14 protein-coding genes are annotated in these 19,105 nt (G+C 70.6%); 10 read left to right on the top strand and 4 right to left on the bottom strand.

The features are described from left to right. Window positions 1–205: 205 nt before the first annotated feature. The 6 genes from J0911_RS12880 to mnhG are packed head-to-tail and all read left to right on the top strand — an operon-like array spanning window position 206 to window position 6,695. A complete protein-coding gene (locus J0911_RS12880) occupies window positions 206–3,229 on the top strand; it encodes a Na+/H+ antiporter subunit A (RefSeq protein ID WP_207275872.1) in 3,024 nt (1,007 codons plus the stop codon). Next, window positions 3,226–3,753: a Na(+)/H(+) antiporter subunit C gene (locus tag J0911_RS12875; RefSeq protein WP_207275871.1), complete on the top strand. Its 528-nt coding sequence runs from the start codon at window positions 3,226–3,228 to the stop codon at window positions 3,751–3,753. Before J0911_RS12880 ends, J0911_RS12875 begins: the two co-directional genes overlap by 4 nt. Then, complete coding sequence (locus J0911_RS12870) at window positions 3,750–5,411, top strand: Na+/H+ antiporter subunit D (protein ID WP_207275870.1); 1,662 nt, start codon at window positions 3,750–3,752, stop codon at window positions 5,409–5,411. The genes J0911_RS12875 and J0911_RS12870 overlap by 4 nt, the downstream gene beginning before the upstream one ends. Continuing rightward, on the top strand, window positions 5,408–6,022 hold the full coding sequence (locus tag J0911_RS12865) for a Na+/H+ antiporter subunit E (protein WP_207275869.1): 615 nt from the start codon (window positions 5,408–5,410) through the stop codon (window positions 6,020–6,022). Before J0911_RS12870 ends, J0911_RS12865 begins: the two co-directional genes overlap by 4 nt. Beyond that, window positions 6,019–6,351, top strand: a complete 333-nt coding sequence (locus J0911_RS12860) for an MrpF/PhaF family protein (protein ID WP_242636697.1) — start codon at window positions 6,019–6,021, stop codon at window positions 6,349–6,351. The genes J0911_RS12865 and J0911_RS12860 overlap by 4 nt, the downstream gene beginning before the upstream one ends. Further along, window positions 6,348–6,695, top strand: coding sequence for a monovalent cation/H(+) antiporter subunit G (mnhG, locus tag J0911_RS12855; RefSeq protein WP_207275868.1), 348 nt, complete (start codon window positions 6,348–6,350; stop codon window positions 6,693–6,695). Before J0911_RS12860 ends, mnhG begins: the two co-directional genes overlap by 4 nt. A gap of 66 nt (window positions 6,696–6,761) precedes the next feature. On the opposite strand, the gene J0911_RS12850 is transcribed toward mnhG, so the two are convergent. Beyond that, window positions 6,762–8,783, bottom strand: coding sequence for a DUF2264 domain-containing protein (locus tag J0911_RS12850; protein WP_207275867.1), 2,022 nt, complete (start codon window positions 8,781–8,783; stop codon window positions 6,762–6,764). Window positions 8,784–8,992: 209 nt separating this feature from the next. Between J0911_RS12850 and J0911_RS12845 the strand changes: the two genes are divergently transcribed. The 3 genes from J0911_RS12845 (at window position 8,993) to J0911_RS12835 (ending at window position 13,561) form a co-directional block, all read left to right on the top strand. Then, window positions 8,993–10,084 carry a substrate-binding domain-containing protein gene (locus J0911_RS12845; protein ID WP_207275866.1) on the top strand — a complete coding sequence of 364 codons (1,092 nt, stop codon included), beginning with the start codon at window positions 8,993–8,995 and terminating at the stop codon, window positions 10,082–10,084. A gap of 64 nt (window positions 10,085–10,148) precedes the next feature. After that, window positions 10,149–11,186, top strand: a complete 1,038-nt coding sequence (locus tag J0911_RS12840) for a hydroxyacid dehydrogenase (RefSeq protein ID WP_207275865.1) — start codon at window positions 10,149–10,151, stop codon at window positions 11,184–11,186. Window positions 11,187–11,269: 83 nt separating this feature from the next. Next, entirely contained in the window at window positions 11,270–13,561 is a 2,292-nt protein-coding gene (locus J0911_RS12835; protein ID WP_307865066.1) for a glycoside hydrolase family 9 protein, read from the top strand. A 138-nt stretch (window positions 13,562–13,699) separates the two neighbouring features. On the opposite strand, the gene J0911_RS12830 is transcribed toward J0911_RS12835, so the two are convergent. From J0911_RS12830 to J0911_RS12820, 3 genes are all read right to left on the bottom strand, one after another. After that, a complete protein-coding gene (locus J0911_RS12830; protein WP_207275864.1) occupies window positions 13,700–14,623 on the bottom strand; it encodes a carbohydrate ABC transporter permease in 924 nt (307 codons plus the stop codon). Then, window positions 14,620–15,756: a carbohydrate ABC transporter permease gene (locus tag J0911_RS12825; RefSeq protein WP_207275863.1), complete on the bottom strand. Its 1,137-nt coding sequence runs from the start codon at window positions 15,754–15,756 to the stop codon at window positions 14,620–14,622. Before J0911_RS12825 ends, J0911_RS12830 begins: the two co-directional genes overlap by 4 nt. Before the next feature lie 132 nt (window positions 15,757–15,888). Continuing rightward, window positions 15,889–17,190: an ABC transporter substrate-binding protein gene (locus tag J0911_RS12820; RefSeq protein WP_207275862.1), complete on the bottom strand. Its 1,302-nt coding sequence runs from the start codon at window positions 17,188–17,190 to the stop codon at window positions 15,889–15,891. 478 nt (window positions 17,191–17,668) lie between these two features. Between J0911_RS12820 and J0911_RS12815 the strand changes: the two genes are divergently transcribed. Next, window positions 17,669–19,105: GH1 family beta-glucosidase (locus J0911_RS12815; RefSeq protein ID WP_207275861.1), on the top strand; the 1,437-nt coding region annotated here is incomplete at its 3' end.

The raw sequence follows: 19,105 nt of genomic DNA, 5'->3' as shown, positions 1-19,105 counted from the left end.
GACCGGCTCACCAAGGAGAACCAGCCGTTTGCCGAGCCATCCGCCACACCGGGTCCCGCATCCGTCACGATCCCGTCTTGCGGATATAGTGGCCGCATCGCCCAGCCGCCCGCGCTCACGCGGCAGACGCCCCGTACCTGGTCGAGCTCCGGCCCGACCCCGTGGCACGATGTCCCGCCGACGAGCCTGACAGGACGGAGCGGACGTGCTTTCGGTACTTCTCGCGCACACGCTCGTCGCCCTGGCCGCGCCCACCCTCGTCGCCCGCCTCGGACGACGGGCTTTCTGGGTACTCGCCCTCGGGCCCGCGACGGCGGCCGCGTACGCCCTGTCGCAGACGGGAAACGTCCTCGCCGGCCGCACCCCGGCCGAGCACCTTCCGTGGATCCCGGCACTGGGTGTCGCCATCGACCTCCGGCTCGACCCGTTGTCCTGGATGATGCTTCTGGTGGTCGGCGCGGTCGGCACCCTCGTGCTGCTCTACTGCAGCGCCTACTTCGCCCGGGACGCACACGGTCTCGGCCGGTTCGGTGGGTTCCTCGTCGCGTTCGCAGGCTCCATGGCCGGCCTGGTCGTCGCCGACGACATGCTCGTCCTACTGGTTTTCTGGGAGCTCACCGCGGTGTTCTCCTACCTGCTGATCGGCCATTACATGGACCGCGCCTCGTCACGACGCGCGGCCATGCAGGCGCTCGTCGTGACCACCGCCGGCGGGCTCGCGATGCTGGTCGGCATCGTGGTGCTCGGTGTGGCCGCCGGCACCTGGAGCGTCTCCGCGGTCGTCGCCGCACCGCCGTCCGGACCCACCGCGACCATCGCCGTGGTGTGCCTCCTGGCCGGCGCGGCCACCAAGTCCGCCCTGGTACCGACCCACTTCTGGCTGCCTGCCGCGATGGCGGCGCCGACGCCGGTGTCGGCCTACCTGCACGCCGCGGCCATGGTGAAGGCCGGCGTCTATCTGGTGGCGCGGTTCGCACCGGCGTTCTCCGACCTGACGACGTGGCGCGTCCTCGTGCTCGTCCTCGGAGGCGGCACGCTGCTGCTCGGCGGCTACCGTGCGTTGCGTCAGCACGACCTGAAACTCGTCCTCGCGTTCGGCACGGTCTCCCAGCTCGGGCTCCTCACACTGCTGCTCGGCTACGGAACCCGCGCGACCGCCCTCGCCGGCCTCGCCCTCCTGGGTGCGCACGTCATGTTCAAGGCGTCCCTGTTCCTGGTCGTCGGCATCATCGACGCGGCGACCGGCACCCGCGACCTCCGCCGGCTCTCCGGCGTGGGCCGCAGACTGCCCCTGACCGCACTGGCCGCCGCGCTCGCCACGGCCTCGATGATCGGCCTGCCGCCCTTCGCGGGCTATGTCGCGAAGGAGGCGGCGCTGGAGGCCTGGGCGCATGACGGGGACGTCCTGGCCTCGGTCATGATCGGTGTCGTCGGCGTCGGGTCGGCCCTCACGGTGGCCTACGGCCTGCGCTTCCTGTGGGGCGCCTTCAAGCCCCGCCTCGCGTCGTCACCGGGGCAGCAGGCGCCGGGGCAGCAGGCGCCGGGACCCGCCGCGCCACGCCGCTCGGAAGACCCGGAGGAACCGGCCCGCCCCCAGCCGTTCTGGATGGCCGCTCCCCCGTTCGTCCTCGCCGTGCTCGGCCTCGCCGTCGCGCTCGCACCCGCGGTCGGTGAGCGGCTCCTCGCGCCCTATGCCGACACCTACCCCGTCGGGGAGCCAGGGCACCTCACCCTCTGGGGAGGGTTCACCCCGGTCCTCGCGGTCACCGTCGCCGTCCTGCTCGCCGGCTTCCTGGCCTTCCGGTACGGCGACCGTGTCGAGCGACTGCAGGGCGCGCTCCGGTCCCCGGCCGGCGCGGACGTGGTCTACCGGCGGCTCACCCGCCGCCTGGAGCGGTTCGCGGGCGCCGTCACCGCCGGCACGCAGCGCGGATCCCTGCCCTTCTACCTGGGCGTGATCCTCGTCGCCCTGGCCGTGGGTCCCGGACTCGCCCTCGTCTGGGGGCTCCTCGACCGGCCTGCGCACACCGCCCACGCCGCGACCGCTCGCGCCGACACGAGTGAGGTACTCGAGTTCGGTCCCTTCGCCGTGGTGCCGTGGGACCGTCCGGCGCAGTTCGTCGTCGTGATCGTCGTCGCCGTGGCCGCCGTCCTGACGGCCAACGCACGACGGCGGCTGAAGGCGGTGATCCTCGTCGGGGTGGCGGGATACGGCAACGCCGCCCTGTTCGTGCTGCACGGCGCTCCCGACCTCGCCCTGACGCAGGTACTGAGCGAGACGCTGATCCTGATCGTCATGATCCTGGTGCTGCGCCGCCTTCCGCCCTACTTCTCCGATCGACCGCTGGCCGCCAGCCGGTGGGTGCGGCTCGCCATCGGCGTGGCCACCGGTCTCGTCGTCATGGTCTTCGTCGCGTCCGCGCCCCTGGCTCGAACGCACGTACCCGTGTCGGTCGACTTCCCCGAGGAGGCCGAGGCGTTCGGAGGCGGGCACAACGTCGTCAACGTCACGCTCGTCGACATTCGCGCCTGGGACACGGTCGGCGAGATCTCGGTGCTCCTCGTCGCCGCCACGGGAGTCGCGTCGCTCGTCTTCCTGCGCCAGCGCCGCAGCGACGTGCCGCGGCTCGACCGGGCAGTCACCCTGCAGAGCGCCGAGCGGCCCGAGGGCTCCGCCACCCCGTCGGCGCCGCAGCGCGACTGGCTGCTCGCCGGACCCACGCTCGATCCCGGCCAGCGGTCCATGCTGTTCGAGGTGCTCACGAGGATCATGTTTCATCCCATGATCCTGTTCGCGTTGTTCCTGCTGTTCAGCGGACACAACGCGCCGGGTGGCGGCTTCGCGGCCGGTCTCGTGGCGGGCCTCGCCCTCACCATCCGGTATCTGGCCGGCGGGCGCTACGAGCTCGGAGAGGCCGCTCCCGTGCACCCCGGACTGGTGCTCGGCACCGGACTGTTCCTCTCGGCCGGCGTCGGTCTCGCCGCGCTGCTGGCCGGCCAGGCGGCCCTGGAGAGCACGATCGTGGACCTTCATCTCCCCGTTCTGGGTGACGTGCACCTGGTCACCAGCCTCTTCTTCGACATCGGCGTCTTCCTTGTCGTCATCGGGCTGGTCATCAGCATCCTGCGCAGCTTCGGCGCGGAACTCGACCGTCAGGCCGAGACCGGGTCCCGCCCTCCCGGGTCGGACCGGCACACCGGCGCCCTCACCGGAGGTGATCGCGCGTGACCGTCCTCGACACCGTGCCGTCGGCCGCTCTGCTCCTCGCCGTCGGAGTACTGTTCGCGGCGGGCGTCTACCTGCTCCTCGAACGGTCGCTGACCCGTGTGCTGCTCGGCTTCGTGCTGGTGGGCAACGGCGTGAACCTGGCGATCCTCGTCGCGGGCGGCCGCGCCGGAACGCCGCCGATCACCCGGGCTGACGCCGGCGCCGAGCCGATGAGTGACCCGCTGGCCCAGGCGATGATCCTGACCTCCATCGTGATCACGCTCGCCCTCGTCGCGTTCGTGCTGGCGATGGCGTACCGCTCGTGGCAACTGCACGGGCACGACGAAGTCCAGGACGACCTGGAGGACACGCGCATCGCGCAGCTCGCCGACCGCGACGCGCCGTCGTACGCCGACAGCGACGCGATCGATCCCCGCGTCACGCTGGACGAGGAGGCGGCGACCGTCCGCGACGAGGTCGCGCTCCCGGAGCCGGCCCCCGGACGGCGGCCCGGCACCGGCACCCGGGGTGGTGGGGACACGTGAACCTCTGGTCCGTGCAGACGCTCGTCCCCCTGCCCGTCCTGGTGCCGTTGTTCGCCGCCGGCCTGGCCCTGGCGCTCCACCGGCACGCGCGGGCCCAACGGGTCATCTCCGTGGTCGCGCTGTCGGTCGTGGTGGCAGCCGCCGCCGGCCTCGTCGTCGCCGCTCGCGAGGCACCGGTCGTGATCGACGTCGGCGGATGGGCCGCCCCGGTCGGCGTCAACCTGGTGGCCGATCCGCTCACCGCCCTCATGCTGCTGGTGAGTGGTGTCGTGCTGCTGTGCGTGCTGCTGTACTCGATGGCACAGGGCATCGCCGACGGCGACGGCCGGAAGGCACCAGCGGTCCAGGGCACGGAGGACATCCGCCGGATCCTCGAGGCGCAGGACCCCGACGCCGACGAGGCCCGGCGCCGCGACGTCCTGCCCGTGGCGATCTTCCACCCGACATTCCTCATCCTGGCGGCCGGGGTCGCCGACACCTTCCTCGCCGGCGACCTGTTCAACCTGTACGTGGGGTTCGAGATCCTGCTCGCTGCGTCCTACGTCCTGCTCACGCTCGGCGGCACCGTCGAACGCATCCGCGCCGGCAGCGTCTACGTGGTGGTCGCCCTGGTCAGCTCGCTCGTGTTCCTCCTGGCCGTCGGGCTGACGTATGCCGCCACGGGAACCGTGAACATGGCGCAGCTCGCCGAGCGTCTGCCCGACGTCGACCCCGGCATACGGCTGGGGATCCAGGCGCTGCTGCTGCTCGCCTTCGGGATCAAGGCGGCCATCTTCCCGCTGTCCGCGTGGCTCCCCGACTCCTACCCGACGGCTCCCGCCCCGGTGACCGCGGTGTTCGCGGGCCTGCTCACCAAGGTCGGCGTCTATGCGATCCTGCGCACGCAGACCCTCCTCTTCCCCCGGAACGAGATCCTCGAGGTGGTGCTGCTCGTCCTCGCGCTCGCCACGATGCTCGTCGGCATCCTCGGCGCGGTCGCGCAGGACGACGTGAAGCGGCTGCTGTCGTTCACGCTGGTGAGCCACATCGGATACATGATCTTCGGGGTGGCGCTCGCCACCACGGCCAGCACCGCGGCGGCCATCTTCTACGTCGTCCACCACATCACCGTGCAGACAGCGCTGTTCCTCGTCGTCGGACTCGTGGAACGCCGGACCGGCACGACGTCGCTCGAACGCCTGGGAGGTCTCGCGACCCTCGCGCCCGGTCTGGCGATCCTGTTCTTCGTTCCCGCGATGAACCTCGCGGGCGTCCCGCCGCTCTCCGGCTTCCTGGGCAAGGTGGGGCTCCTGGAGGCCGGTGTCCTGGACGGCTCCGCTCTGGCGTGGGTCCTGGTCACCGGTTCGGTGATCACGTCGTTGCTGACGCTCTACGCGGTGATCCGGGCGTGGAACAAGGCCTTCTGGCAGCCACGCCCCGACGAGCAGGAACTGCCCGAGGAGACCGGCCTGCCCTGGGGCATGGTGGGCCCGACCGCGGCGCTCGTCGCCGTCAGCGTGGCGCTCACGGCGGTGGCCGGCCCCCTGTACGACTACGCCGAGCACGCGGCACGCGTCGTCATGGGCGACGCCATCTACGTCGATGCGGTGTTCCCCGACGGAGCACCGCGCGGTACCGGCGAGTCGGACGAGGTCACCACCGAGGAGGGAGGCCCATGAAGCTGACGGAGCCCACCGGGACGCCGCAGCGCCGCCGCCGTGGCCGGTTCGTCACCCTGGTGCCCACCATGGGACTGGGCGCGCTGCTCTGGACACTGCTGTGGGGTGACCTCTCCTGGGCGAACGCACTCTCGGGCGCCGCGCTCGGCGCCCTCGTGGCCCTGGCCTTCCCGCTACCCGCGCTGCGGTCGGGCGCGACCGTCCGGCCGGGCCCCCTGGCCGTCCTGCTCGGCCGGTTCGTCAGGGACCTCGTGCTCGCGTCCTTCCAGGTCGCCTGGACCGCCGTACGGCCGGGCCCGACACCGCGCGGCGGGCTGGTGACGGTACCGCTGCGCACGACCTCGGAGCTCTTCGTGGCGACCACGGCGGGCTTGTCGTCGCTCGTGCCGGGGACGCTGGTCGTCGACCTGGACGTCTCGGGCCCCGCGCTGCGCGTCCACGTCCTCGATCTCGCCGGATCCGGCGGGCCCGACGCCGTGCGGGACACCACCCGGGCCCTGGAGGAGCGGCTGCTGCGCGCCTTCGCCTCCCGGTCGGAGCTCGTCCGTACCGGGCTGGCCGCCGGAACCGGAGCCCCGCCCGCCGGAACGGACAGGGAGGAACGCCCATGATGGTCGCCGTCGGCGTGGGGGCCACCGCCCTGCTCGCCGTGGGTGCGGTGCTCGCGGTCGTCCGGATGGAGCGGGGGCCGTCGATGCTGGACCGCACGGTGGCGTTCGACGTGCTCACCACGACGCTGGTGGGGGCCATCGCGGTGGAGGCGGCGCTGAGCCGACGCGTCGAGTCGGTCCCGATCCTCGTCGTGCTGTCCATGGTCGGCTTCATCGGGTCGGTCACCATCGCCCGTTTCGCCTCCGTCCCGCCGCCTCCGGCCACCCCGCCCGATCGCGAAGCGGGCGACCACGGCGGCGAGCGCTCCCCCCGGAAGGAGGAACCATGACGGGAGTGTGGTGGGATGCCGCGTCCGCCCTGTGTCTGCTGCTCGGCGCGTTCTTCTCCTTCTCGGCGGGCGTCGGCGTCCTGCGGTTCGACAACCTGTACTCGCGCATGCACGTCGTCGCCAAGCCACAGGTCCTGGGCCTGCTGCTGCTCCTGACCGGGCTCGCGCTCCGGCTGCAGGACCGCACGTCCGTGACGATGCTCATGCTGGTCGCCGTGTTCCAGCTGATGACCTCGCCCGTGGCCGCCCACATGGTCGGCCGGGCGGGCCTGCGCACCGGTGCCGCCGAGCCGGTCCCGGGAGCCCCTGACGAGGAGGCGCCCGGCACCGGCGGCGAGCGCTGAGCGCCCCTCCGACGGTCGGCCCGGCGGAGCCGGAGCCCGCGAGGCCGGCCCCGTGGGCCGCATCGCTCAGTTCGGCGCGACCCGAGGTGTGCCGAGCAGGAGCGTCCGCTTCGCTCCGGACGGCATCGTGACGTGCACGAGATGCGAGGAATCGGTCACCGGCTCCACCACCACCTGCGGGTCGCGGCCGAGGGCCGGGCCCGTGGCCGTGCCGGAGAGGCCCACGAGGACCGCGACGACGCTCACGTCCCCGGCACGACGCGGGGCGATCACCGTGGGAACGCACGTGAACGCCCCCAGCGCGTTACCACCGGCCACGTGCTCGGCGATGGGTTCGCCCGGCTGCCCCAGGACGGGTACCAGCGTGCTCACCACACCGTCTCGGCCGACCACCCGCAGCCGGCGGCCCTCCCGCTCGACACGGGGCGGAACGTCGTCGGCAACGGCCCAGCCCGAGTCGACGACCGGTAGGCCCTCACCGTCCTCGACCCGGTGGACCCGGAGCTCCCAGGGTCCCTCCAGGATGCTGACCGTCTCGATGCGTGCACCGGTGGCCTCGACCACGGTGTCGTCGTCGACCCAGGTGGGGACATGCCAGGAACCGGCGAGATCGTCACCGGTCACCGTCCGGTGGATACGTCCGCGCCGGGACCGCCGTCCCGCCGAGACGAGGCCGACATGGTTGTCCGGCACGACGGCCGCCGCGTCGCCCAGGACCGGTGCCGTCGCGGTGGAGTACGCGAACCGTGAGTAGAGCGCGTCGTCCCGGAGCCCGGCGCGGTGGTTGTCCGTGCCGTGGTTCGCCACCCGGACGATGCCGTCCTCCGCCGTGGACGAGACCACGAGCCCCGGTGCGCGCAGTGCGAGGGTGCGGTCCTCCCGGGCCGCGGGCAACGGCTCCTCGGTGGCCGTCCAGAACGGGTCGTCCGCGTCGATCAGAAGGCAGACGAACGCCTTGGAGAGCCAGAACGGCGACGCAGGGGCCGAGTAGCCCTGCACCATGGGCAGATACGGCCCGAACCAGCCCAGGCTCGGTACTCCGCCGGCGCCGATCGCGCCTCCCTCCAGGAAGTACCGGAGCATCGCGCTCGCGAGGTGTCTGGTGGCTCCGGGCGCCCGGCGTGGAGCGCCGTCGAGCACCCCCGCGAGCGGCGCCGCCGCGGCGGCCCACCGATAGGTGAGCGACCGGCCCAGAAACAGCGGGGCGCCGTTCCCCCCGACGAGGCGCTCGTACTCCTCGAGGAAGTCGGCCAGCCGAGCCCGGTGGGTCTCCCTGGACGCGGACGAGGCCCTCGCGATCGGCGACGCCACATCGAGCGTCTCGCACATGCGGTGCCACAGCACGGGGTAGAAGTGCATGGCCCAGCCGGCGTAGTGGTCGAACCGGTCACCCTCGCCGGCCCCGTCGCGGTACCACCCGTCACCGACGTAGAAGTCCTCGATCCGCGCGAGATCCGCGGCGACGACGTCGTACTGGTCGTCACTGAGCTGATGTCCGGTCGTCTCGACGAACGTCGCGACGACGACCCGGAACCAGTGCCAGTTGTTGTCGGGCACCTCCAGGCTGAAGGCACCGAGCAGCCAGTCGACGACAGCGTGCCGGTGACCGGGCGCGAGCCGGTCCCAGATCCACCGCCGCGTCTCGTGCAGGGCGAGTGCCACGGACGCGGACTCGACGAGCGCCTGCTTGCAGTCCGGCGAGATCCTCGGCCACGCCTCGGGATGCCGGGCATCGGTACCGGCGACGAGCCCGCGGGTATAGGCGTCGAGGAGCCCCGGAGGCGCCTCGCCCGTCCCCGACAACCGCCAGCCGAAGAGGAGGAACGTGCGGGCGTAGCCCTCCAGCGCGTCCGAGGCCGCTCCGTTCCAGGAGGGCCGGCCGTCCAGCGGGATCCCGGCACCGCCCTGCGTGGCATGGCGCGATGCCGACCGGAGCAGGCCGTCGGCCGCCGCGATCCAGTGCTCCCGGGTGAACCCGGTCAGCGGGCTCGTGTCGAAGTCCCCCGGAGGTGCGGATCCCCAGCTTCGGGGCCAGGTCTCTCGCACGGTCCGGGGCGCTTCGGCGGGAAGCCGGCTGGGCTCGGTCATGAGGCGATCGTGCCCGCCACCGGCCGGAGGAGTCCACCGTGGTGATCACTTGCGATCACTTTTCGATCGTGCGCGGGCCGCGAAACGGCTCGGACTCGGCGTCCAGCTCGCAGGAGCCTCCGAGGAAACGATCGATTACGATCGAAAGCGCCGTACGGTGGGCGTCTTCAGCCGCTGGTGCCGAAGGTGCTGCTGGGGGAAGGATCGCCATGAACGCCTCTGAACGGGACCTCGCCGCCCGCCGACGTGCGGCGATCCTGACGGAACTCGGACTGCACGGTTCCGTACGGGTACCGGAGATCGCCGCCCGGTTCGGTGTCTCGCTGGTCACGGCTCGTCGTGATGTCGCGGCCCTCGCGAAGCAGGGCAAACTCCAGCGTGTCCACGGGGGCGGGGTCCTGGTCCCCCACGAAGGAGACGACGGAACGCGCCGTGGCGTCATCGGCATGGTGATCCCCTCGGGGCACGGGTACTTCCAGGAGATCCTCGCCGGCGCACGTCACGGCGCCCGCGAGTCGGGCGTCCGGCTCGTGCTCGCCACGTCCTACTACGACGAGGCCGAGGAACTCCGGATCGTCGAACGTCTGCGCCGTGCGCGGGTGGACGCCCTGGTGATCGCCACGGCCAACCCCACCGACGAGCACCTGCCCTCCTGGTTCGACACGATGGAGAAACCCGTCGTGCTCGTGGAACGTCAGTGCGATGCGCGGTCCATCGACTACGTCCGGTCCGAGCACGAGGTCGGCGTGGAGGTCGCGTTGGACCACCTGGCACGGCAAGGGCACGCACGCGTCGCGCTCGCGGTGCGGGAGACGACGCCCACGTCGATCCGGCTGATCGACGGGTTCGAGACCGTGCTCGGCCGTCGCGAGGGAATCGACGCCCCGTTCCCACCCATCCGTTTCGCCTCGGCCGACGACGCGCCGGCGCAGCGGAACTCGGACCTCGAGTCGGTCCTGGACCGGTGCGAGTCCACGGGTACGACCGCCGTCATCGTCCACTCGGACCATGACGCCGTCGCGTTCCTCGGGCTCGCCCTCGATCGAGGGCTCCGGGTACCGGAGGACCTGTCGATCGTCGCCTACGACGACGTCATGGCGTCCCTCGGGTCGGTGGCGCTGACCGCCGTCGCTCCGCCCAAGTTCGACGTGGGCCGCCTGGCGGTCTCGATCGCGGCCCGTCGGGCCGGGAGCGGCAAGCGTGACGCGACACAGCGGATCCGCCTCATACCGCGGCTCGTCCGGAGGCGCTCCACCGCACCTCCTGCGGCCGCGGCTGCCTCCCGGCCCTCGTCGGCGTGATCGGTTTTGATCGTCTTCCGGCAGCGATCATGCCCCGCCGGTACCGCGGCGACATCATGACCGGATGAACGTGGACGACCAGGTGCTGCCGAACTCACGATCCGTTCCGTGGGCGATCTCCTTCGCCATGCGTCCAGAACTCAGGTCGCGCCTGTTCGACGAGGCGGCCGAGCACCGGCTGGCGGCGCTGGGCAGCGTACGCGCGGAGGTCATCGACGACTTCACCTCCCCGGCGGCACGGGAGGCCTTGCGGACCAGTGACGTCCTCGTCACCGGGTGGGGCTGCCCGGTGCTCGAACCGGATGTCATGGCGGGAAGCCGGCTCCAGGCCGTCGTGCATGCCGCCGGGACGGTGAAGAACCACGTGCCCGACGCCTTCTGGAGCTCGGGCATCGCGGTCAGCTCGGCCGCCGACGCCAACGCCGTCCCGGTCGCCGAGTACACGGTTGCCCAGGTCCTGCTGGCGAACAAGCAGGTCGGAGCCATTCAGGCCGCCTACCGCAGTGAGCGTGCCGGCGCGGACTGGTCCGCCCGCTTTCCCGAGGCGGGGAACTACCGACGCACCGTGGGCGTCGTGGGCGCGTCGAAGATCGGTCGCCGCGTGCTGGAACTCCTGACTGCCTTCGACCTGGACCTCCTGCTCCACGACCCCTACGTCGACGCGGACACGGCACGCCGGCTCGGAGCGCGTCAGGCCGGCCTGGACGAGGTCTTCCGCACGAGCGACATCGTCACACTGCACGCCCCGGACCTCCCGGAGACGCGGCACCTCGCCGACGCGCGCCGCCTTGCCCTCATGCGCCCCGGCGCCGTCCTGGTGAACACCGCGCGGGGCGGCCTCGTGGACACGGCGGCACTCACCGACGCGGTGCTGTCCGGCAGGGTCCGCGCCGTCCTGGACGTCACCGAACCGGAGGTCCTCCCCGTGGACTCTCCGCTGTACGACCACCCGGGGGTCGTCCTCACACCGCACGTGGCCGGATCGGTCGGGGGCGAGCTCCGCCGACTCGGCGACGCCGCGGTGAGCGAGGTCGAGTCCTGGGTCCGTACCGGGGCCTTCCGTGCCCCCGTACGGCCGGAGACTCTGTCCATCATGGCGTGAGACTCCGGACCCGGTCGCCCGTACCGGGCGACGACCACCCGTCGACGACGAACGGGTGGGAAATCCGATAGAGGGAGGACGACGTGGTCCGAACCAGACGGCGCGCAGTGGCGCCGCTCCTCGTGATGGTCCTGTTCGCCGGGTCCGCGCCCGCCATGGGTGCCGCCTCGGACGGCCAGGAGGAACTCCTCGTCAACGGCACGTTCGCCGCGGGGAGCGACTCGTGGTGGACGAACGCCGGGATGGCGCCGGACACCTCCGGTGGTGAACTGTGCGTGGACGTACCCGACGTCGCCGACCCGTGGGGTGCGATCCTCGGGCAGAACGACATCGCACTGCAGCCCGGATCGGAGTACGTGCTGACGTTCACGGCACGGGCGGACCGTCCCGCCACCATCCGCCCGATCGTGCAGCCCGCCGAATACGCGCCGGGCGATCCGTACCTCGCGACGGACGCGCGGCTCGGGGTCGCCCCGGTGACGGCGACCTATACGTTCGTCACGCCCGACGAGGAGCTCCCGGTCGCCAACCAGGTGCAGTTCCAGCTCGGCGGGGAGGGCGCCTACGAGGTCTGCTTCGACGACGTCAGCCTCGTCGGGCCGCCCTACGCCCACGTGCCGGACACGGGACCGTCGGTCAAGGTGAACCAGCTCGGCTACCTGCCCGACGGTCCGAAGAACGCGACGGTGGTCACCGCCGCGACGACAGCCCAGCCATGGGTCCTGAAGTCCGGTTCCGGGCAGGTGCTCGCCGGCGGTGACACGACGCCGCGCGGGAACGACCCGTCGTCAGGAGAGACCGTTCATACGGTCGACTTCTCCGCCTACACGCAGGAGGCGCACGACGTGCGGCTCACGGTGGGCGGCGAGACGAGCCACCCGTTCGACATCGATGCGCAGCTCTACCAGGGCCTGCGAGCGGACGCGATGCGGTTGTTCTACACGAACCGGTCCGGCACCGCGATCGACGGTTCGGTCGCCGGAAGCGAGTACGCCCGCCCCGCCGGCCATCTCGGTGTGCTGCCCAACCAGGGGGACGACGCCGTCCCGTGCCAGGAGCCCAAGGAGTGGATGGACGACTGGACCTGCGACTACCGGCTGGACGTGACCGGCGGATGGTACGACGCGGGCGACCACGGCAAGTACGTGGTCAACGGCGGGATCGCGACCTACCAGCTGCTGTCCGCCTACGAGCGGACGCTGTACGCCGGCGTCGTCGACCCGGACGCTCTCGGGGACTCGACACTGCATGTGCCCGAGCGCGGCAACGGTGTGCCCGACATCCTCGACGAAGCTCGGTGGAACCTCGAGTTCATGCTCAAGATGCAGGTTCCCGCGCGCGAGCCCCTCGCGGGCATGGTGCATCACAAGGTGCACGACGTGGAGTGGACGGGACTGCCCTTGCTTCCCTCGGACGACCCGAAGCCTCGCGCCCTCCACCGGCCGTCCACCGCCGCGACGCTCAACCTCGCCGCGGTGGCCGCCGTCGGAGCACGGCTGTGGGAGGAGACGGACCCGCAGTTCGCGCGCGAACTGCTTCGCGCGTCCCGCCGGGCATACGCCGCGGCGGAGGCGCATCCCGATCTGTTCGCGCCCGACGAGGACGGCGACGACGGAGGCGGCGCCTACGCCGACGACGAGGTGCGGGACGAGTTCTACTGGGCCGCGGCGGAGCTGTTTCTCACCACCGGCAAGGTCAGGTACGCGCGTGACCTGAAGGCGAACCCGCTCCACGAGGCCGACGTCTTCTCGGACGGCTTCTACTGGGGCTCCGTCGCGGCACTCGGCCGTATGGACCTGGCCACCGTGCCGTCCGGCCTGCCCGATCGCGACCGTGTCCGGCGTTCCGTGGTCGAGGGCGCCGACCGCCTCGTCGCTCTCCAGAGCGGGGAGGCGTTCGGGCAGACCTTCACCCCCGCCGACGGCCGGTACCCGTGGGGGTCGAACAGCTCGATGCTCAACAACCAGGTCGTCATCGCCACGGCGTTCGACCTGACGGGAGACCCCGCATACGCGGACTCGGTCCTCGAGGGGCTCGACTACCTCCTGGGTCGCAACGTCCTCGGCACGTCGTACGTCACCGGCTACGGCACCGACGACGCGCGGAACCAGCACAGCCGGTGGTACGCCCACAGCCTCGATCCGTCGCTCCCGAACCCGCCCACCGGGTCCGTGGCCGGCGGGCCGAACTCGAGCATCCAGGACCCGATCTCGAGCGCGTGGCTCGAGGGCTGCCTGCCCCAGTGGTGCTACGTCGACGACATCCGTGCGTGGGCCGTCAACGAGATCACGATCAACTGGAACTCGGCACTGGCGTGGGTGGCGTCCTTCGTGGCCGATGTGTCCGCGCAGCGCGCCGTGACGGAACGGCGCTGAGGACGCGGCACCGGCACGCCGCGCGACACGTGAGGTCGAGCCCCGCGTGACGACGGGCCGGTGGACCGTTCGCCGCCCCTGGGCCCGCGGCTTCGAGCCGCGGGCCCAGCGTCGTGCCCGGTGACCCGTCACCACCCGTCACCCCTTGACGGCGCCCTGCATGATGCCGGCGACGAGCTGGCGGCCGACGACGGCGAAGACGATCAGGAGGGGCAGGGTGACGAGGAAGACGCCGGCCATGATGAGGGAGTAGTCGTCGTGGTAGCCCGCGGTGAGGTTCTGGACGGCGATGGGCAGGGTGGGGTTCTGGGAGCCCAGGACGATGGAGGGCCAGAAGAACATGGTCCACTGCATGACGAAGACGAACAGGCCCAGCATGGACGCGGCCGGCAGGGCCGCGGGCATGGCGATGCTCCAGAAGGTGCGGATCATGGAGGCCCCGTCGACGCGGGCGGCCTCGATGAGCTCGTAGGGCAGGGCCGAGTCGAGGTACTGGGTCATCCAGAACACGCCGAACGCGGAGACCAGGGCGGGCACGATCACCGCCTGGATCTTTCCGATCCAGGACAGTTCGGACATGAGGATGTACATGGGGATGACGCCGAGCTGGGTGGGCACGGCCATGGTGGCGATGACGAACACCAGCAGGGCGTTGCGGCCGGGGTAGCGCAGTTTCGCGAAGGAGAACCCGGCCAGGGTCGAGGTCAGCACGGTGGCCAGGGACACGATCACGGCGATGACGGTGGAGTTGGCCAGCGCGAGCCAGAAGTTGATCTGGCTGGAGGACATGACGTTCGCGAACCGGTCGAGGATGCTCGTGTCCGGCCACAGCTGGGGCAGTGCCTGCTGGGAGATCGCGACCTGGTCGGAGGAGCCCAGCACCACGGTGTAGTACAGCGGGAACGCGGAGATCACCAGGACGACGGCCAGGATCGTGTAGGTCACCCAGCCCGGGCGGCGCGCCGCCGATCCTGCGCCGTGCTGCCTGCGTGCTCGCCTGCGGGCGGCCGCCTGGGCGGCCCGCGGGCCCGCGCTCTGGGCGGTGACTGCGACCGAGCTCATGAGTCCCTCCGGTCAGTGGTCGGGGTCGATGCGGCACCGGACATGCCGCTGGTGGTGGACGCGCTGGACGCGCCCGTGGTGGATGGGTCGGGTGCGCCCGCGGCACGGGCCTCGGCCCGTAGTCTGCGGGTCACGGCGCGTTCCACCTTCGGCGCGCGGGAACCCGAGGACGCGATGCGCCCGGAGGCCAGGAAGTTGACGAACCCGATGGCCAGGATCAGTACGAACAGGATCCACGCCACCGCGGCCGCCCGCCCGAAGTCACGCTGGTTGCCCCAGGCGACGTCGTACAGGTACAGCACCGTGGTCATCCACTGCCGGTCGGCTCCGCCGAGCCCACCGTTGTCGAACAGGCGCGGCTCGTCGAAGATCTGCAGTCCCCCGATGCTCGCGGTGATCACCACGAAGATGATCGTGGAACGGATCTGCGGCACCGTGACCGAGAAGAACTGGCGCACCCGCCCCGCGCCGTCGATCGTCGCGGCCTCGTACAGGTCACGCGGCACCGCCTGCATCGCCGCCAGGAAGATCAGCGTGTTGTACCCGGTCCACCGGTAGTTCACCATCGCCGCGATCGCGACGTGGCTGGCGAACCGGTCCTGGTGCCAGCCCACCGGGTCGATCCCGACCAGCCCGAGGACCTCGTTGATCAGACCGTACTGATCGGCGAACAGCCGCCCGAAGATCAACGACACCGCGATCGGTGCCACCACGTACGGCACCAGCACGCCCATCCGCCAGAACGTGGCGTTGCGCAGATTCTGATCCAGCAACGCCGCCAGTGTGATCGCCATGACCACCTGCGGCACCGCCGACAGGACGAAGATCGACAACGTGTTGACCAGTGACTTCCAGAACGTCGCCTGACCCAGCACCTCGGCATAGTTCTGCCAGCCGACGAACTCCCCCTGGCCGCCCAGCAGGTTCCAGTCGTAGACCGACACCACGGCCGTGTACGCGAGCGGGAACAGCCCGGTCAGCGCGAACAGGACGAAGAACGGCGAGATGTACAGGTACGGCGAGACCTTCACGTCCCACCGGCTCAAGGCTTGCGAGAAACCGAGCCTGCGCGGCGCCCGAGGCGCCGGCGAGGAAGAGCCCGCGACGGGCTCCGCGGTCGTCAGAGCGGACATGTCAACTTCCTGGTTGCGCGAACAAGAGCGAACTGCACGGAACGGAACCGGCCCGTATCCGTGCCGGGCGGACCGCCGCACGCCGTGCACGACGTCGCGGCGGCCGCCACTGCGAAGGGGTCGGCCACGTGGCTACAGGCCGAGCGCGTCGAACGCTGCCAGGGTCTTCTCCCACGACGTGACCGGGTCTTCGCCGGTCGTCTCCACCCGTTCGATGCCCTGCTGCACCGTCTGGTGGATCGCGAAGTAGTTCGGTCCCTTGAACGGGTTGCCGTCGATCGCCTGGGCACGGTTGGAGAAGATCCGACCGGCCGGAGCGTCGTTCATGAACTCGTTCACGTACGACTGCACCTGCTCCGAGGCCTGCGCCTCCACCTGCGACGGGAAGTTTCCCGCCTCCTCGAAGGCCGCCGTCTGCTGCTCCGGCGCGGTCAGCCACGCCGCCAGCTCCCTGGCCGCCTCGGTGTGCTCGCCCGCAGCCGGGACGGTCAGGAACGAACCGCCCCAGTTGCCGCCCCCACCCGGGAAGACATCGGCGATGTTCCAGCCGTCGACGCCACCGGAGTTCTGCTCGATCGTGCCGGTCATCCACGCGGGACACAGCATCGTCGCGAAGGCGTCCTTCTGAAAGGCGGTGGCCCAGTCATCGCTCCACTGCACGAGGTCCGCCGACAACCCGGCCTCGTGCTGTTCGAGAACCGTGTCGTACAGCTCCTTGATCTCGGTGTTGTCGGCGAGCGGCTTGGGCGTCCCGTCCTCGTTCTCGTAGGCGTGCTCCACCTGGTTGACCAGGCCCTGATACGTGGCGACGCCCGAGTCGTACCAGGCGGCGTCGGAGTTCTCCACGAACTCCGCGCCCGCGGCGAAGTACTCCTCCCACGTCGCGTCCTCACCACCCAGCAGCTCCGCGACCGCCTCCGGCTCGGACGGAAGACCCGCGTCCTCCAGGAGGTCCTGCCGGTAGCAGATCGCCTCCGGACCGATGTCCGTCCCGTAACCGATCAGCTTCCCGTCAGCCGTCGTCGCCTGCTGCACCTTCCAGTCCACCCACCGGCCCTCCAGCTCCGGATCGGCCAGATCCGTGAACAGGTCGGGGTACTGAGCGAGCTCGCTGATCCAGTCCACCTCGATGGCCTCGATGTCGGCCAGACCCTCGCCACCCGCGGCGAGCTTCGTGGTCAGGTTGGTCCGCGCGTCGTCCGCGCTCGCCGCGTCGATCGGCTCGATGGTGATGTCGGGGTGCTCCTGCGTGTACCTCGCGAAGAGCTCATCGGTGTACCCGAAGTCGTTGAAGGTCGCGACGGTGAGGGTGATCGGACCGCTTTCACCAGAATCCCCCTGTGAAGTGCCACCACAGCCGGCGAGAACGAGCGTCGCGGCGGCCACGCCGGCCGCCGTGACAACGGTGCGACGGAAAGGTCGAATGAATCGCACGGGGACTCCTTTGTCTGTTTCGGAACCGGCGAAGCACGAAAACCATTCGCCGGGACGTCCGACCGGCCGGTCGAGGCCTACGGATCTACCGCAGATACTCAGGATCGCCGTGTGAGCCGTCAACCGAGTGAACGACGCCCCGGCCCGGCCCTCGGAGGTTTTCGGCCGTTTTCCAGGGCTGATGCGAACGCTCAGCCGCCGTGGACGGTGATCGGTTTTGATCGAGATCACCTCCCGCGCCTCACCACGAGTTCTCGGCCGGGGGCACCCGCGGAGCGCTCCCGAGCATGCGGGGCCCGCCGCTGGACGCGCGGGATCGCCCAGCTCGCGCAGCCGCCGATCAGAACCACGGGAAACCGGAAGGAGCGTTCTTGCCCCTCGAACACCCGGGCCCCGTCACGCTCGGACGTGAGAAGGTCGGTCCGGCTCCTCAACCGTCGGAGCTACCGAACGACCTGCTACTCCTACGGAGAGACCTATGACGACTGCGAGTGTGACCCGTACTTTCCCCGAGGATTTCGTCTGGGGGTCGGCGACGGCGTCTTATCAGATTGAGGGGGGCGTGAGCGAGGGTGGGCGTGGCTTGTCGATCTGGGACACGTTCTCGCATACGCCGGGTAAGACGTTGAATGGGGATACGGGGGATGTGGCTGATGATCATTTCCACCGGTGGCGGGAGGATGTGGGGCATATCGCGGACCTGGGTCTGGATGCCTACCGGTTCTCGATCGCGTGGCCCAGGGTGCAGCCGGGTGGGGGTGGTGAGTTCAATGCGGAGGGGATCGGGTTCTACTCCGATCTCCTTGATGCGCTGCTGGCTGTGGGTGTCAAGCCTGTGGTCACGCTGTACCACTGGGATCTTCCGCAGGAGTTGCAGGATGCCGGTGGCTGGACGAACCGTGCGACCGCGGAGGCGTTCGCGGTCTACGCCCGCCGTATGGCCGAGGAGTTCGGTGACCGGGTGGATGTCTGGACGACGTTGAACGAGCCCTGGTGCACGGCCCTGCTGGGCTACGGCTCGGGTGTCCACGCCCCGGGGATCAGCGACCCCGTGGCCGCTCTGACCGCGATCCACCACCTGAACCTGGCCCACGGGCTGGCCGTGCGGGAGATCCGTGACGTCCTGGGCGCGGACGCGAAGGTCTCGATCACGCTGAACCTCCACGTCGTGCGGCCCGACGACCCGGCCTCGGACCTCGACCTGGACGCCAAGCGCAAGGCCGACCAGATCGCCAACGACTCCTTCCTCGGCCCGCTGCTGGAGGGCGCCTATCCCGCGGGCCTGCTCGAGCGTACGGCCGAGCTCACCGACTGGTCGTTCGTGCACGACGGGGACCTGGACCTGACCCGGCAGCCGCTGACCGTGCTCGGGGTGAACTACTACTCGACCGCTCGCGTGCGGGCGTGGTCGGGCCAGGGGCAACGGCAGCAGGCCGACGGGCACAAGGACTCCGCGGGCAACCCGTGGATCGGGGCCGAGGACGTGGAGTTCCTGCCCCAGCCGGGCCCCTGGACCGCGATGGGCTGGAACATCGAACCCGCCGGCCTGACCGACCTGCTCATGGAACTGCACGAACGCTACCCGCACCTGCCACTGATGGTCACCGAGAACGGCGCCGCGTTCGACGACGAGGTCACCCTCACCGGCGGCGTCGCCCGCGTGCACGACCCTCGCCGGGTGCAGTACCTGCACGACCACATCGAAGCACTCGCCCAGGCCCGCGACAAAGGCGCGGACGTGCGCGGCTACTTCGCCTGGTCCCTGCTGGACAACTTCGAATGGGCCTACGGATACGACCGCCGCTTCGGCATCATCCGAGTCGACTACACCACCCAGGAACGCACCTGGAAAGACTCCGCCCACTGGTACCGCCGCCTCACAACCAGCCGGACACTCCCCGCCATCACCGAAATC

The organism is Myceligenerans salitolerans (assembly GCF_017349295.1).
GTDB lineage: Bacteria > Actinomycetota > Actinomycetes > Actinomycetales > Cellulomonadaceae > Myceligenerans > Myceligenerans salitolerans.
Note: the sequence above shows the minus strand (reverse complement) of the source record. Positions and strands in the feature narration are given on the sequence as shown.